This window comes from Corynebacterium sp. NML140438 (genome assembly GCF_001875725.1).
In the GTDB taxonomy this organism is placed as follows: domain Bacteria; phylum Actinomycetota; class Actinomycetes; order Mycobacteriales; family Mycobacteriaceae; genus Corynebacterium.
Map to the genome: position 1 here is coordinate 461275 of NZ_MLCQ01000029.1, position 13982 is coordinate 475256.

15 protein-coding genes are annotated in these 13982 nt (G+C 66.1%); 6 read left to right on the forward strand and 9 right to left on the reverse strand.

The window, feature by feature from the left end:
• Positions 1 to 2: 2 nt before the first annotated feature.
• Positions 3 to 2855: a type I DNA topoisomerase gene (gene topA / locus BJP08_RS10805; protein WP_071569537.1), complete on the reverse strand. Its 2853-nt coding sequence runs from the start codon at positions 2853 to 2855 to the stop codon at positions 3 to 5.
• Positions 2856 to 3011: 156 nt separating this feature from the next.
• Between topA and BJP08_RS10810 the strand changes: the two genes are divergently transcribed.
• Complete coding sequence (locus BJP08_RS10810) at positions 3012 to 3638, forward strand: DedA family protein (protein WP_071569538.1); 627 nt, start codon at positions 3012 to 3014, stop codon at positions 3636 to 3638.
• Between the two features lie 176 nt (positions 3639 to 3814).
• Here the strand turns inward: BJP08_RS10810 and BJP08_RS10815 are convergent, their stop codons facing one another.
• Positions 3815 to 4018: a cold-shock protein gene (locus BJP08_RS10815; RefSeq protein WP_070363240.1), complete on the reverse strand. Its 204-nt coding sequence runs from the start codon at positions 4016 to 4018 to the stop codon at positions 3815 to 3817.
• A 158-nt stretch (positions 4019 to 4176) separates the two neighbouring features.
• Between BJP08_RS10815 and BJP08_RS10820 the strand changes: the two genes are divergently transcribed.
• Both BJP08_RS10820 and BJP08_RS10825 read left to right on the forward strand, forming a co-directional pair.
• The gene (locus BJP08_RS10820) at positions 4177 to 6513 is read left to right on the forward strand and encodes a DEAD/DEAH box helicase (protein ID WP_071569539.1); all 2337 of its coding nucleotides are present in this window, start codon (positions 4177 to 4179) and stop codon (positions 6511 to 6513) included.
• A gap of 253 nt (positions 6514 to 6766) precedes the next feature.
• A complete protein-coding gene (locus tag BJP08_RS10825; protein WP_071569540.1) occupies positions 6767 to 7564 on the forward strand; it encodes a YwiC-like family protein in 798 nt (265 codons plus the stop codon).
• Positions 7565 to 7571: 7 nt separating this feature from the next.
• Here the strand turns inward: BJP08_RS10825 and BJP08_RS10830 are convergent, their stop codons facing one another.
• From BJP08_RS10830 to BJP08_RS10860, 7 genes are all read right to left on the reverse strand, one after another.
• Positions 7572 to 7895 (reverse strand): Rv3654c family TadE-like protein, encoded by a 324-nt coding sequence (locus BJP08_RS10830; protein ID WP_071569541.1) that lies wholly within the window; start codon positions 7893 to 7895, stop codon positions 7572 to 7574.
• 2 nt (positions 7896 to 7897) lie between these two features.
• Entirely contained in the window at positions 7898 to 8161 is a 264-nt protein-coding gene (locus BJP08_RS10835) for a hypothetical protein (protein ID WP_071569542.1), read from the reverse strand.
• A gap of 3 nt (positions 8162 to 8164) precedes the next feature.
• On the reverse strand, positions 8165 to 8335 hold the full coding sequence (locus BJP08_RS10840; protein WP_083428543.1) for a DUF4244 domain-containing protein: 171 nt from the start codon (positions 8333 to 8335) through the stop codon (positions 8165 to 8167).
• A 76-nt stretch (positions 8336 to 8411) separates the two neighbouring features.
• Positions 8412 to 8966: a type II secretion system F family protein gene (locus tag BJP08_RS10845; RefSeq protein WP_071569544.1), complete on the reverse strand. Its 555-nt coding sequence runs from the start codon at positions 8964 to 8966 to the stop codon at positions 8412 to 8414.
• Complete coding sequence (locus BJP08_RS10850; RefSeq protein WP_143110103.1) at positions 8963 to 9682, reverse strand: type II secretion system F family protein; 720 nt, start codon at positions 9680 to 9682, stop codon at positions 8963 to 8965. The genes BJP08_RS10845 and BJP08_RS10850 overlap by 4 nt, the downstream gene beginning before the upstream one ends.
• 26 nt (positions 9683 to 9708) lie before the next feature.
• Complete coding sequence (locus BJP08_RS10855) at positions 9709 to 10806, reverse strand: TadA family conjugal transfer-associated ATPase (RefSeq protein ID WP_071569545.1); 1098 nt, start codon at positions 10804 to 10806, stop codon at positions 9709 to 9711.
• Complete coding sequence (locus BJP08_RS10860; RefSeq protein WP_071569612.1) at positions 10803 to 11792, reverse strand: hypothetical protein; 990 nt, start codon at positions 11790 to 11792, stop codon at positions 10803 to 10805. The genes BJP08_RS10855 and BJP08_RS10860 overlap by 4 nt, the downstream gene beginning before the upstream one ends.
• A gap of 153 nt (positions 11793 to 11945) precedes the next feature.
• Between BJP08_RS10860 and BJP08_RS10865 the strand changes: the two genes are divergently transcribed.
• The 3 genes from BJP08_RS10865 (at position 11946) to BJP08_RS10875 (ending at position 13976) form a co-directional block, all read left to right on the forward strand.
• Complete coding sequence (locus BJP08_RS10865; RefSeq protein WP_071569546.1) at positions 11946 to 12752, forward strand: HAD family phosphatase; 807 nt, start codon at positions 11946 to 11948, stop codon at positions 12750 to 12752.
• Between the two features lie 81 nt (positions 12753 to 12833).
• Positions 12834 to 13346, forward strand: coding sequence for a phage holin family protein (locus tag BJP08_RS10870; protein ID WP_070363251.1), 513 nt, complete (start codon positions 12834 to 12836; stop codon positions 13344 to 13346).
• Between the two features lie 3 nt (positions 13347 to 13349).
• Complete coding sequence (locus BJP08_RS10875; RefSeq protein ID WP_071569547.1) at positions 13350 to 13976, forward strand: alpha/beta fold hydrolase; 627 nt, start codon at positions 13350 to 13352, stop codon at positions 13974 to 13976.
• Positions 13977 to 13982 lie beyond the last annotated feature (6 nt).

Below are 13982 nucleotides of genomic sequence, written 5' to 3' on the forward strand. Positions count from 1 at the left end.
GCTTACGAGCGCTTCGCGGCCTTCTTCGTCGCTTTCTTGCGCGTCGTCTTCTTCGTCGCCTTCTTCCGCGTGGTCTTGCGCGCGGCCTTCTTGGCTGGCTTCGGGTTCTCCGCCTCGCGGGCCCGGCGCGCAGACAGCAGCTCGTTCGCGCGCTCGTCCGTCATGGTCTCCGGAGTGTCGCCGCGCTGGAGGGACGCGTTGGTGGTGCCGTCGGTGACGTACGGCCCGAAGCGGCCGTCCTTAATGGACATCGGCTTGCCGGACACGTCGTTGTCCCCGAGCAGCTTCAGCGGCGCCTTCGCAGCCCCGCGGCCTCGACGCTTCGGCTCCGCGTAGATGCGGCGTGCCTCCTCCAGCGTGATGCTGAAGATCTGCTCCTCGCTGGCCAGGGAGCGCGAATCGGTGCCCTTCTTCAGGTACGGGCCGTAGCGGCCGTTCTGCGCCGTGATCACTTCCCCATCGTCGACGCCCACCTCGCGCGGCAGGCTCAGCAGCTGCAGCGCTTGCTCAAGGGTGACAGAGGCCGGGTCCATCGACTGGAACAGAGACGCCGTGGCGGGCTTGAGCTGTTCCTCGACGAGCTCGGTCATGCGCTTTTCTTTTTGGTTCGCGGCAGTCTTGGTGTCCCAGTTCTTCTTCCGCTTACCCTCTTCGGCGCGCTGCTTGTCCTCGGCGGCGCGCTCCTCGGCGATGATTTCCTCGGCGTGGGCTTGCGCCTTCTCCAGCTCGTCGTCGCCGAGTTTCTCGGTGACGTAGGGGCCGAAGCGGCCCTCCTTGGCCACCACCATGCGCCCGTTGGCCGGGTTCACGCCCAGCTCGCGGCCGGACTGCGGGGTGGCGAACAGCTTCTCCGCCAGCTCCAGGGTGACCTCGTCAGGCGTGGTCGCCTCGGGGATGTTGGCGCGCTGGTACTCCGGCTCGCCGTCGGCGGTGACGCCCACCTGGCGTTCCATGTACGGCCCGTAGCGGCCCACGCGCACGTTGACGGCGCGGCCTTCCGCGTCGTCGAAGAGTTTTAGAGAGTTGACTTGGCGGGCGTCGATACGCTCGAGGTTGTCCTCGATGATGTGCTTGAGCCCTCCGCGGCGCGCAATTGCCTCGGCGGTGTTGTCGCTGGCGTGGGCGTCGCCGAAGTAGAAGCTGGTCAGCCAGCGGGTGCGGTCCTCGTTGCCGTGCGCGATCTCGTCGAGCTCGTCCTCCATCGAGGACGTGAAGTCGTAGTCCACCAGGGCGTCGAAGTTGTTCTCCAACAGCCCCACCACGGAAAACGCCACCCAGCTGGGCACCAGCGCGTTGCCGCGGGAGAAGACGTAGCCGCGGTCCTGGATCGTCTTAATAATCGACGCATACGTCGACGGACGCCCAATCCCAAGGTCCTCCATCTTCTTCACCAGGCTGGCCTCGGTGTAGCGGGCCGGCGGGTTCGTGGAGTGCCCATCCGCCGAAATCGCGGTGGTAGGCAGTTCGTCGCCCGCGGTGAGCTGCGGCAAGTGCGTCTCACTGTCGCGGGTGTCCGAGTAGGCGCGCAACCAACCCGGGAACGTGATCGTGCGGCCGGTCGCAGCGAACTCGGTATCGAAGTCGCCCGCAACGGTCACCTTCGTGGAGTTCCCGCGTGCGTTCTCCATCTGCGAGGCCACCGTGCGCTGCCAAATCAGCTCGTAGAGCTTGAACTCCTCCGCGTCCAGCACCTTCGATAGCTGCCCCGGCGTAGCAAACCGCTCACCAGCAGGGCGGATCGCCTCGTGCGCCTCTTGCGAGTTCTTCACCTTCCGGTCGTAGATACGCGGCTTGTCCGCCACGTACTCCGCGCCGTACAACTCCGTCGCCGCAGCCCGCGCCGCCGATAGCCCCTGCTGGGACAGCGACGTCGAGTCCGTACGCATATACGTAATGTGGCCATTCTCGTACAGGCGCTGCGCAATACGCATCGTACGCGCCGACGTAAACCGCAGCTTCCGCCCGGCCTCCTGCTGCAGGGTGGACGTCATAAAGGGTGCGTACGGCTTGCGGCTATACGGCTTCTCCTCCACGCTGCTCACCGTCATCGAGGTGTCCTTCAGCGCCCCAGCAAGCTCCTCCGCCACCTGCTTATCGACGACCACAACCCCCTCAGCCGACCCCTTCAGCCGACCGCGATCATCAAAGTCCTTGCCCTGCGCAATCCGCGAACCGTTAATCGCCACGAGCTTCGCGTCAAACGCCGTACCCCCACCGTACGTCGCGGTCACATCCCAATACTCCGCCGGGATAAACGCCATGCGCTCGCGCTCACGCTCCACAATCACGCGCGTCGCCACAGACTGCACACGGCCCGCCGACAGCCGTGGCATGACCTTCTTCCACAACACCGGAGAGACCTCGTAGCCATACAACCGGTCCAAGATGCGACGGGTCTCCTGGGCGTCGACAAGATCCATATCCAGCTCGCGGGTATTCTCCGCAGCCTCCCGAATCGCCGACTCCGTAATCTCGTTGAACACCATGCGCTCCACCGGCACCTTCGGCTTCAACGTCTCAAGCAAGTGCCACGCGATGGCCTCACCCTCACGGTCCGGGTCTGTCGCCAGCAGCAACTTGTCCGCCTGCTTCAACTTCGACTTCAGGTCAGCGACCTTCTTCTTCTTGTCAGGACTGACAACATATATAGGTGCAAACCCAGACTCCGGATTCACACCCAACTTCGCCCACGGTTCCTTCTTGTACTTCGCAGGGATGTCAGCAGCACGGCCTGGAAGATCACGAATGTGCCCCACGGAAGCTTCCACAATGTAGTCACTCCCCAGATACTTCTGGATCTTCTTCGCCTTCGTCGCGGACTCCACGATGACGAGGGTCTTGCCGTCTTCAGCCACGCTTCGTGACACCTCACTTCAAGAACTATGTTCGTTAACTCACATAAGTTGTATCAGACAATTAAATAGCAACCCTACAACTCACCGTTTTCACCCCCACCAACTACACTGAACCCCCATGAGCACCATCGGGCACCCAAGGAGGTAAAACCCCAGATGATCGACTCCCTCATCGGCTTCCTCCACACCTTGATGGGCACACCCCTCTTCTACCCACTCGTCGTACTCCTCATCCTGGGCGACGCCCTGGTCCCCCTCATCCCCTCCGAAACCGTCCTCAACCTCTCCGGCGCCTTCTCCGCATCACAAGGCGTCCCCAACGCATGGGGCATCATCGCCGCCGCCACCATCGGCGGCATCATCGGCGACAACATCTGCTTCCTCCTCGGCGGCCGCCTCATCCACGTCGTCGACCGCCTCGACCCCTCCTCCAAAGCCGGTCAGGCCATCGAATGGGTCCGACGCAACATGAACCGCGGTGCCGGCATCACCGTCCTCGTCGCCAGGTTCCTCCCCTGGGCCAGGTGGGTCGCCACGATCGTGCTGGGCAGCGTGCGCTACAACTGGTTCGCCTTCTTCCTCTACGACACCATCGGCGTCATCATCTGGGCCTGCCTCTCAGTCGGCCTCGGTTACGCCGGCGGCTCCCTCCTTTCCGATTTCCCCCTCCTCGGCATGGTCGTCGGCATCGCCCTCGGCGCCCTCGTCGGCTGGATCATGCAGCGCATCCAGTCCTACATCTTCGAACTTTTCGACGTCCGGCGCGGCGTCTCCGCCGTATAAAGGAATCTGGTGTCACCCCAGCCGGCCCGAGTGACAAAAGACGCAACCCTTTTTCGTCTAGCCATTCAAAGATGCAGGTAGCGAAAGGGCTAGGCGTTAATGGTTGCGTCTTTTGTCACTCGCTGCCCAATCAAAGCAAAAACCCCGGCCGAAGCCGGGGTGTGCACGTATATAGATTAGAGAGCCGTGACCTGCTGGGCCTGTGGGCCCTTGGCGCCCTCGCCGATTTCGAACTCGACCTTCTGGTTCTCCTCGAGGGTGCGGAAGCCGCTGCCCTGGATCTCGGAGTAGTGGACGAAGACGTCGGCGGAGCCGTCGTCTGGAGCGATGAAGCCGAAGCCCTTTTCTGCGTTAAACCACTTCACGATGCCTGTAGCCATTGGTGTGTTCCCTTTCAAAAGATGGATAAATAAAGCCGTCCACCAGGGCTGATGTCCTGGCGCCCGCGTAAACAATCCCTCGCGAGCACCGTTGAAGGCGCGCACAAAATTTGTTACTGCTAACCAGTGTGCCACAAACTGGCATACTTTGCTGTGTCATGAAGCAGGATTTTTGTTCTTTTGGGGGCGAGCTGGTTCGCGGGCTTCGCGAGCAGTTTCCCCACTCCACGATCACTCACGTGGAGGAGGTGCCGGCGCGCCCGGCGGAATACGGCGAGTGGCCAGAGTGGGTGCACCCGGCGCTGCGTCACGCGCTGGAGGAGCGCGGTGTGCAGCGGCTGTTTCGCCACCAGCAGTTGTGTGCCGAGGCGGCCTGGCGGGGTGAGGACGTTGTGGTGGCGACGGGGACGTCGTCAGGTAAGTCGTTGGGGTATCAGCTGCCGGTGCTGTCGGCGTTGGCGGCGGACGAGCGGGCGTGTGCGCTGTATATCACGCCGACGAAGGCGTTGGGTTCGGATCAGTTGCAGGCGACGTTGGCGCTGACGAAGGATCTGCCTGGGATTACGCCGGCGCCGTATGACGGGGATACCCCGGTTGATGCGCGGCGCGCGATTCGGGATCAGTCGCGGTTCGTGTTCACGAATCCGGACATGTTGCACGCGAGCATCCTTGGTTCGCATGAGCGGTGGGCGCGCCTGTTGCGGCACTTGCGCTTCATCGTGGTGGATGAGTCGCACACCTATCGGGGGGTGTTCGGCGCCAATGTGTCCCTCGTTTTTCGACGCCTGCTTCGCCTCGCCCGCGCGTACGGCTCGGAGCCGACGTTGGTGTTTGCGTCGGCGACGTCGGCGGCACCGGCGGAGCACGCCGAGCTGCTGTGTGGCAGGCCGGTGCGGGAGGTGGATGTGGATACGGCGCCGACAGGTGAGCGCACGGTGGTGTTGTGGGAGCCGGGGTTCATCGAGGGCGCGGAGGGTGAGCACGGTGCCCCGGTGAGGTACGCGGCGGCGACGGAGGCGGCGTCGATAATGGGGTGGTTGGTGCGTGAGGGGGCGCGGACTTTGACGTTTGTGCGGTCGCGGCCGGCGGCGGAGATTGTGGCGATGCGCGCGCAGGAGGACTTGAGTGCTGCGGGGCGGCCGGATTTTGCGCGGCGGATCGCGGCGTATCGGGCGGGCTACCTGGCGGAGGACCGTCGTGCGCTGGAGTGCGCCCTGGACGAGGGCGACATCCTGGGCATGGCCACGACGAACGCGCTCGAGCTGGGTATCGACGTCGGCGGGTTGGATGCCGTGGTGATGGCGGGCTATCCGGGTACGGTGGCGTCGTTTCGGCAGCAGGCGGGCCGGGCGGGACGCCGCGGGCAGGGGTCGCTGGTGGTGCTGGTTGCGCGCGATGAGCCGATGGATGCCTTCCTGGTGCACCATCCCGAGGCGCTGCTGGGACGCCCGGTGGAGCGCAGCGTGTTCAACCCGTCGAACCCGTACATCCTGCGCGGCCACCTGTACCACGCTGCGCTGGAGCGCCCGCTGACCTCGCAGGACGTCGACGATTTCGGCGCGCACGACGTGGTGGAGCAGATGTGCGAGGAGGGCTTGCTGCGCAAGCGGCCCCGCGGCTGGTTCCCCGCGCCAGACGCGGAGGTGACCGTCTCTATCCGCGGCGGCGCCGGCGCCGAGGTAATGATCGTGGATACCAGCGACGGCCGCCTCCTGGGCACCGTCGATGCTGCCCGCGCACTCACCCAGGTCCACGAAGGCGCGGTATACGTGCACCAGGGCGAACATTTCGTGGTGCAGGAGCTCAACCTGGACGACTACGTGGCGCTCGTGGAGCCCGCGCAACCCGACTACACCACCCGCGCCCGTTCCACCACGGATATCCGCATCCTGGGTAAGGCCCACGAGACCCGCCAGCTAGCGAAGGGCGTGTGGGTTGCCAGCATGGACGTCGAGGTCACCGACCGCGTCACCGGCTACGTCGTCCGCCTGGCGGACGGCTCAGTCAGCGAACACATCCCGCTGAACCTGCCCGCGCAGCACCTAGAGACCCGAGCGGTGGCCTACACGATCGACCCCCTGGTGCTGGACTCGCTGGGCATCAGCGCAGGCGAGGTGCCCGGCGCGCTGCACGCGGCGGAGCACGCAGCGATCGGGCTGCTGCCCCTCATCGCCACGTGTGACCGCTGGGACATCGGCGGCGTATCGACGGCCCTCCACCAAGACACGCTGCTCCCCACAGTATTCGTCTACGACGGCCACCCCGGCGGCGCCGGCATGAGCGACGAAGGCTTCGCCCGCTTCCACACGTGGATCACCGCCACCTACGGCGCGGTGGAGTCCTGCCCGTGCGAGCACGGCTGCCCGTCCTGCATTCAGTCACCGAAGTGCGGCAACGGGAACCAGCCGCTGGACAAACAGGCAGCGCTGAAGGTGTTGGCGCTCCTGAGCAAGGCGTCATCAGTGGACGGGGAAAACCGGGAATTTGGTGCATAGCTTGGGGAGCCAGTGACAAAGGACGCAATCCTGTCGGCCGACTCCGGCAAAAGCCCAGGTCGCGAAAAGTGGGTTGCGTCCTTTGCCACCCGGGTCTGCTGGGGTGACACCAAATCCCTTTGTGCAGGGGAAATGCTATCCTTTACCTCGAAAGCCCCGGAACGATCCCTGCACTGCGAAAGTAGGGGTACATCGCCGGGGTTATTGATTTTTCAGCTTAATCGTGGTCCTTTTGATTGATACACTGCGGGGCATGGATAAACGCACACTCCGCATGTGGATCCCGAACCAGCACGGCGCGTGGGCAATGGCGCTCACCCCCGCCATCGTGGGGACTCTCGGCGTCGCGTTCGGCACCGAGCGCTTCCCGGCCGCGATCGTGTGGTTGTTGATTGCGTGGTTTATCGGATATTGCGCGTTCTTCGCCTTTGGGCAGGCAGCGCGGGCACGCACTGTGGAGCGACGCCGCCAGTACATGCCGCCAGTACTCACCTACGGAGCGATCTCCCTGGTCGCGGTGACGATCGTCGTCGTGCAGGATCCGTCGGTGCTCGAGTGGGCGTGGCGCTACGCGCCGTTGGTCTGGATCGCGGTGTGGGAAACGCTGCAACGCAGGCCACGCTCGCTGGCCAGTGGCGCAGCAACGACGGTCGCCTCCGCACTACTGGTCGCGGTAATCGCGCACCTAGCCGGGTTGCCGACTGGTTGGTCCAGCCCGGCAATGGTGGCAACGACGTTTTTGGCGCTCTACTTCACCGGGACGGTGCCGCTGGTCAAGACGATGGTGCGTGACCGCGGCAGCAGCGCCATGTTGGCGTTCAGTATCGGCTACCACGTGGTGGCAATCGTGGTGATGGTCGTATATGCCCTCCTTGTTGGGTTCGGTTGGTGGATGGTCGCGGTACTGGTGTTGGCGCTGGCCCGCGCGGTGTACTTCCCACTGAGCGCGCGTCGCGGGAAGCGGTGGACTGCCAAGGACATCGGCAAGGCGGAGGTTGTGCCGTGCGTCCTGGCGGCGCTGGCAGCACTTGGGGTGCTGCTCACCGGATAAACCCGCACTAGACCGGCCCAGCGCGCGCTGCCTGCACTGCCCGGCCGACACGCACGCTGACCTGCACGTCTGACTCGTCGACTTCGCACGTTTCGACGCTTCCACCGTTGGCCTGGGCGGTGTCGTTGGCGGCGGAGCAGGCGTCGACACCTTGGTAGAGGGCGGTGGCCGCGGCGACGGCCGAAAGGTCGGCGGCGACGCGCGCCCGGTGGGCGTTCGCCACCCCGGCAACCACCGCCGCAACCGCAAGAGCCAGCGCGGTCACCGCGGCGATGATGCCCGCCGTGGTGACGGATGCGGAGCCTTCCTCGTTTCGGAGTTGACCAAGCATGGCTAGCCTCCGAACTCGGTTGGGAAGATGGCGGTGGCCTCCATGCCGCGCACGCGGGCGGTCACGGTGACCATGCCGCCGCGTTCCTGGGTGCTCACGCGCCCGGCGGGCGGATCGTAGTCCAGGCCGATGGCGTGCGCGCGGGCCGCTGCCCCGGCGATGTCCACCGCCGAGATGTAGGCGCCCATCGCGGCGAGCGCCGCGACGATCGCACCGGCGACGACCACCAAAGCGCTCAGGGAGAGCGCTGCCTCGATGGTGTTCATGGGCTAGCCCGGCTTGTTGGTCAGGGCGTCGGTGATCACGCCTTCGATGGCGTCGGAGACGCCGTTGCTGGTGACCACCATGTACAGCACCCCGGCGAGGGCCGCGGCAGCCAACGTGCCAAAGGCGTATTCGATGGTGGACAAGCCGTCGTCGTTGGCGAGTTTGGCCTGCATATGCACAACAATGCGGGCAGCTGCAGCGTGGATAAAGTTTGTAGACATTTCATTCTCCTTATTAGTTGTTGGTGTTTTAGAACAGGGTTTGGCCCAGGCTGACCACCACGGGCGCCAGGCCGAGGACGAAGAACGCCGGCAGGAAGAAGGCGGTCAGTGGGAGTGCGATGAGCACCCCGGCGCGCTCGGCGCGGGCGGTGGCGTGGTCGGCGGCGTCCGCGGTCAGGCTGACCGCGATGCGCTCACATCCCGCGGCGAGGGTTGCGCCGGTAGCGTTGGACAGGGCCACCAGGTGCGCGAGCTCCTCACCGCCCGGCACTGTGTGCAGCTCCGCCCAGGCGCGTGCCGGGTCGGCCCCGAGCGCGCTGAGCGCTGCCACGGTGTGCCAGGGGCTTGGGTCCTCGCCGTGGGTGTCGGCCACTGCGCCCGCGGCGGCTGCAACCGGCAGGCCTGCGCGGCAGCACGCCGCGAAGAGCCGGATGTCGGTTGCGCTCCTGCCGGGGCTTGGCGACGGCCCGTCCCGCGGAGTCTTCGGCGCCCGGGTCACGTCGCGCCCCACCCTGCCGCGCGGGCTGTGCCCGGCGACGGCCATCGCGCCAGCGACGCACAAAGCGGTAACAAACGTACTCATTGGGTTGCCCTTTCGATGATGTGTTGTGACGTACAGAAACCGGCCCCCACCAGCGCGGTGCCGACGATGAGTAGCACCCCGCCCAGGTTGGTTCCGGCCAAAAAGTGCAGCGGGCGTGCCCCCATCGCGGCACCCATCCCGATCCCGGCCAGCGGGAGCAGGGAGAGCACCACCGCGCTGGTCTTCGGCCCGGCCAGCGCCGCAGTGGTGGCGGCGCGGTGGCGCAGCGCAGCGTCGATCTCCTCGCGGGCGGCGGTGACCAGGGAGGCGATCGGCACGCCGCGTTGCACCCCGACCCGCCACAGCGCTTCCACGCGGGACAGCTCCGGGGTGCGCAGGCCTGCGGCGTCGCCGGTGCGTAGCACGTGGCAGAACAGGGAAGCGTCGGCACGCAAGTCGGTGGGGGTGGTATCGGGGAGTTGCTCGGTGGCGCGCAGCGTGGCGTCGAGAAGCGAGGAACCGGCCTGCAGGCTAGCGCTGATGTGGCCGAGGAACTGCGAGGCCGCCTCCTGGCGTCGCACCAATGCCTGCCCGGCGCGGCGTCGCGAGTAGGCGTAGAGCGCCGCCGCCCCGGCGAGCGCCGCGGCGATGACCACCGCCGCGCGATCCGTCACGATCACCAGCAGCGCCACCGCGAGCGCCACCGGCGGCACCCACCCCCACGACACCACGTGCGGGCGAATCCGGCGCGCAGGCACCCCTCCCGTCCAGGCCACGCAGGCCGCGAATGCGAACAGGTACGTCATGGCCGCTGCCAAATCACTCGCGTGGTCACCGGGTTGCCCTCCAGCACACCGATCTGGTGCAGGACGCGGCGGCCGTCGGGGCGGCGCTGCATCACAATCACCGTATCCAGGGCCGGCGCCAACTGCGCATGCAGGGCGTCGCGCCCCATCCCACCGAGCGCGGCGAGCGCCTCAAACCGGGCCGGGACCTCCTCAATCGCATTCGCGTGCAAGGTGCCAGCGCCACCCTCGTGGCCGGTGTTCAGGGCCGCAAGGAGGTCCGTCACCTCCGCCCCGCGGATCTCCCCCACCACGATCCGGTCCGGGCGCATCCGCAGCGACTGCCGCACCAGGTCCGCAATCGTGACCTGGCCAGCGCCCTCCGTGTTCACCGCCCGCGTATTCAGGTTCAGCACGTGCGGGTGGTTCGGGGTCAACTCCAGGGTGTCCTCGATCGCCAAGATCCGCTCGTGCGGGGCCACCTCCGCAAGCATCGCGGAGAGCAACGTCGTCTTGCCCGAACCCGTCCCGCCCACGATGACGAAGGCGCGCCGGGCCCGCACGATTTCGCGCAGCATCTCGGCGCGTTCCTCATCCATCGTGCCGCTGGCCACCAACTCGTCGAGGGTGGCAGTGGTGGTGCGCAGCACGCGCAGCGACAGGCACGTGCCCGCCACGGCCGTGGGAGCCAGCACCGCGTGGAAGCGGATAATCGAGCCGTCCGGCCTGCGGAAATGGCCGTCGCAGTAGGGTTGGGCGTCGTCAAGGCGACGCCCGCAGCGCAACGCCAGGCGGGTGGCTAGGCGACGCACGGCCTCCTCGGAGTCGAAGCGGATCTCACTGCGCTCGAGGCCGTGCCCGCGGTCCACGAACACGCGGTCGGGGGCGTTGACGCAGATATCGGTCACCTCGCCGCCGGCGAGCAGCGGCTCCAGGGGCCCGGCGCCGGAGGTGTCGTCGCGAAGTTGGCGCATCGCCGCCAGTACGTCCACGTCACTGATGACGACGGCCTCTTCGCGGATCAGCGCCGCAAGCCGGGTGGCGTCAACCTCCCCGGGTTCGTCGGCCATGCGGCGTTGCACGCGGAGCAGCAGATCGCGATCGATGAGGCTCATGAGGCCACCTCCTCGAGCACAGCCTTCGCCGCCTTCGCAAGCCCAGTAGGCAAGCGCGACGGTAGGCCGCGCTGCTCGACGCGCTTCGTCAGCCCGCGCACCTGGCCGATGGTGGCCACCACCCGCGAGCCAGCAATCGCGGCGATCTCATTCACCCCGATGCCTGCCCACCCGATGTCCCTGACCACCAGCACGTGCCGCAGCCCTGCTCGCTCGCACTCGGCGACCAGCTGCGCCGCCGCGGACACCACCCTGACCTGCGGGGCGACCAGGATCGCCACCACATCAACGCGCGCGGGCAGCTGCGCGCACGGAGCGTCCACCACGGTCACCCCGCCGGTGCCGAGCACCTCCACCAGCGCCTCCAGCTCGTCAACAGAAGCGAAAGAGCCCAACCCCGCACCAGCGACCTCCCTGCTACACGTCATCACCGCCACGCCGTCCGGGGTGGCGGGCAGCGCGCGGCGCACGTCCTCGCGGGCCACAGCGCCCTCGCCGATCGCGATCTCGCCCCACCTGGCCCCGATTTCCTCCTCAATGCCGAGCAGCAGGTCCAGCCCGCCCGAGTGGGCGTGCCCATCCACCAGGGTCGAGGGCGCCGCGGCCCTGGCGCACACCGCCGCGAATGTTGAGGCCCCCACGCCGCCGGACGCGCCGACCACGCCGATGACTCGGCCGCGTTCCTTCGGGGTCCGCAGCGCCCCAATCGCGCGCAGCAGCTGCCCGGACTGGTCCGGAACGTCGTAGGCACCGCGCTGCTGGCCGAGCTCGAAACAGTTCGGGCGGCGCAGTACTGCTGGGGGCAGGTGGGTGGCGAAGTGGGCGTCGATAAGTATGGCGAAGGCCTGCTCACAGCGGCGGGCGACTTCCGCCGGCTCGGCGCTACTGAGGTCGGTGACGGGCATCCCTGTTGCCGCCGCGAGGTGCATGGCCTCGGGGTGCAGTGCCGCGTCGTTGACGGCGATGGTGATGTTGTGCGTGCTCATGACCTCGAGCATCGCTGACGCCACACCGCCGCCACAACGGTTTGTACCGCGCCTGTGGATAACTCCCGTGCTGCCTGAGCGTTCAACCTCGTTTTGTGGATAAGACGCCGCACGGCCCGACATGTTCGTGTATGTGGCGTTAGAATGTGCCACATGGCTTCGAACTCGGCACCGGTAGCGGCGTTTTTTGATCTGGATAAGACGATCATCGCCACCTCGTCCGTGTTCGCGTTCGGCAAAGAGTTCCTGAACAACGGCATGATCACACGCCAGGAAGCGCTGGACCTCTACCTGACTAAGGCCGCCTACATGCTCGTCGGGCAGAGCAGCGAAAAGATGGACACCACCCGCGACAACCTGGCCAACATGATCACCGGCTGGAGCGTCGAGGACGTCGCCGCCGTTACCACCGAGACCATGCACAACGTGATCACCCCGGCGATCTACTCGGAGGCCCGCGAGCTCATCGAGACGCACCGCAAGCTCGGCCACGACGTCATTATTATTTCGGCGTCGGCAAACATTCTTGTCGCGCCGATTGCGAAGGAGCTGGGCATCGACATGATTGTGGCCAGCGAGGTCGAAGTTGTCGACGACACCCTCACCGGCCGCATCACCCGCTACCTCAAAGGCGACGCCAAGGCCGAAGCCATCCGCGAATTCGTCGCCGAACACGGCTACGACCTGGAGCGAAGCTACGCCTACTCCGACTCCGCCACCGACATCCCCATGCTGGAGCTGGTGGGCAACCCCGTCGCCGTCAACCCGGACCGGGCGCTGCGCAAACACGCACAGGCGGAGGGCTGGGACGTGCAGACGTTCAAGAACCCGGAGCCGCTGATCCAGATGCCGAACGCGAAAGAAGTCGGTATCGGGGCGTCCGTCATAGCGGGCGTGACCGCGTTGGCCGTGGCAGGGACGCTGCTGGCGAAGGCCATGAAGAAAGATAAGTCTGCCTAAGCCCTGAGCGTGTGCGACAAATCCCATCAATGGTTGCTAGGGTTGAGTGCATTCAATAATCGCAGGAAGGTTGAACATACAGTGAGCAACGAAGGTCTGTACACCAGTGGAACGTCCGCAGTGTCCGCAAAGGTCAACTCGATTCCTTTGCACGACACCGATGTCACCCACCCGGGCAAGGACTCCATCGGTACGTTGATTTCGAACGCCTCCGAGCAGGTATCTACCCTGGTTCGCGGCGAGATTGAGCTGGCGAAGGCCGAGGTCATCGGCGAGGCCAAGAAGGGCGCCGTCGGCGGTGGCCTCCTGGGCGTCGCGGGTGTTATCGCCCTGTATTCCTCCTTCTTCCTCTTCTTCGCGTTCGCCGAGATGCTGTCCTCCTGGATGCACCGCGGTTGGGCGTTCCTGATCGTCTTCGCCATCATGATCGCTCTGGCGGGCATCCTGGCGCTGGTCGGCGTGAAGAGCCTGAAGAAGATCCGCGCGCCGAAGAAGACCATTGATTCCGTCAACGAGCTGAAGAATCTGCGCCCAGGCCAGGCGCAGAAGAACCTTGCCAAGGACAGCTCCGGGCTCTACACGGGCTCGAACTAAGGCGTGCCCCACTTTTCGACGTCCCCTTCGGCCATCGACCTACCTGGCCCATTCACCCACGAGTGGTTGCACACTCGTGGGTTGCGCCTGCATGCGGCCGTCGCGGGCGACCCTACGAATCCTCTGCTGTTGCTGCTGCACAGCGCGTTCGGTGGCTGGTATGACTACCGCAACCGCATCGCCGACTTTGCCGATTCCGGCTATCACGTCGCAGCCCTCGACCTGCGTGGCTGCGGCCTGTCCGACAAGCCGGTGCGCCGCAGCGGCGACGCCCTCCTGCTGCACGCCGGTGACCTGAAGGGCGCGATCCACACGCTTGGCCACGACTCTGCGGAGGTGATCAGCGCTGGCGCCTCCACCGTGATCACGAACACGCTGCGGGAGCGCTCCCCGCATCTGGTCACGCGGCACACCCCGCGCCCGTGGACTGGCACCAAGGCAGCCTTTGTACCGACGGCGCTCTACCGCCATGTCCCGGCGCTCTTCGACCAACTGTGGCTGCGCGACCTGCTGCGCAACCAGCCCGAGGACGCCACCGCCGACCATCTGCGTCTGCGCCAGGACGGCACCCACATTACCAACGCGCTGCCCTACATCATGGAGCTCGCACGCATCGAAGCCCGCATGTAGCACGTG

What these genes read in the sequence shown, in the direction of transcription:
- BJP08_RS10865 (WP_071569546.1), top strand. Translation starts at nt 11,946, where the DNA reads ATGGCTTCGAACTCGGCACCGGTAGCGGCGTTTTTTGATCTGGATAAG.
- BJP08_RS10810 (WP_071569538.1), top strand. Translation starts at nt 3,012, where the DNA reads ATGATCGACTCCCTCATCGGCTTCCTCCACACCTTGATGGGCACACCC.
- BJP08_RS10835 (WP_071569542.1), bottom strand. Translation starts at nt 8,161, where the DNA reads ATGAACACCATCGAGGCAGCGCTCTCCCTGAGCGCTTTGGTGGTCGTC.
- BJP08_RS10830 (WP_071569541.1), bottom strand. Translation starts at nt 7,895, where the DNA reads ATGCTTGGTCAACTCCGAAACGAGGAAGGCTCCGCATCCGTCACCACG.
- BJP08_RS10825 (WP_071569540.1), top strand. Translation starts at nt 6,767, where the DNA reads ATGGATAAACGCACACTCCGCATGTGGATCCCGAACCAGCACGGCGCG.
- BJP08_RS10820 (WP_071569539.1), top strand. Translation starts at nt 4,177, where the DNA reads ATGAAGCAGGATTTTTGTTCTTTTGGGGGCGAGCTGGTTCGCGGGCTT.
- BJP08_RS10845 (WP_071569544.1), bottom strand. Translation starts at nt 8,966, where the DNA reads ATGAGTACGTTTGTTACCGCTTTGTGCGTCGCTGGCGCGATGGCCGTC.
- BJP08_RS10840 (WP_083428543.1), bottom strand. Translation starts at nt 8,335, where the DNA reads ATGCAGGCCAAACTCGCCAACGACGACGGCTTGTCCACCATCGAATAC.
- BJP08_RS10855 (WP_071569545.1), bottom strand. Translation starts at nt 10,806, where the DNA reads ATGAGCCTCATCGATCGCGATCTGCTGCTCCGCGTGCAACGCCGCATG.
- BJP08_RS10860 (WP_071569612.1), bottom strand. Translation starts at nt 11,792, where the DNA reads ATGAGCACGCACAACATCACCATCGCCGTCAACGACGCGGCACTGCAC.
- BJP08_RS10815 (WP_070363240.1), bottom strand. Translation starts at nt 4,018, where the DNA reads ATGGCTACAGGCATCGTGAAGTGGTTTAACGCAGAAAAGGGCTTCGGC.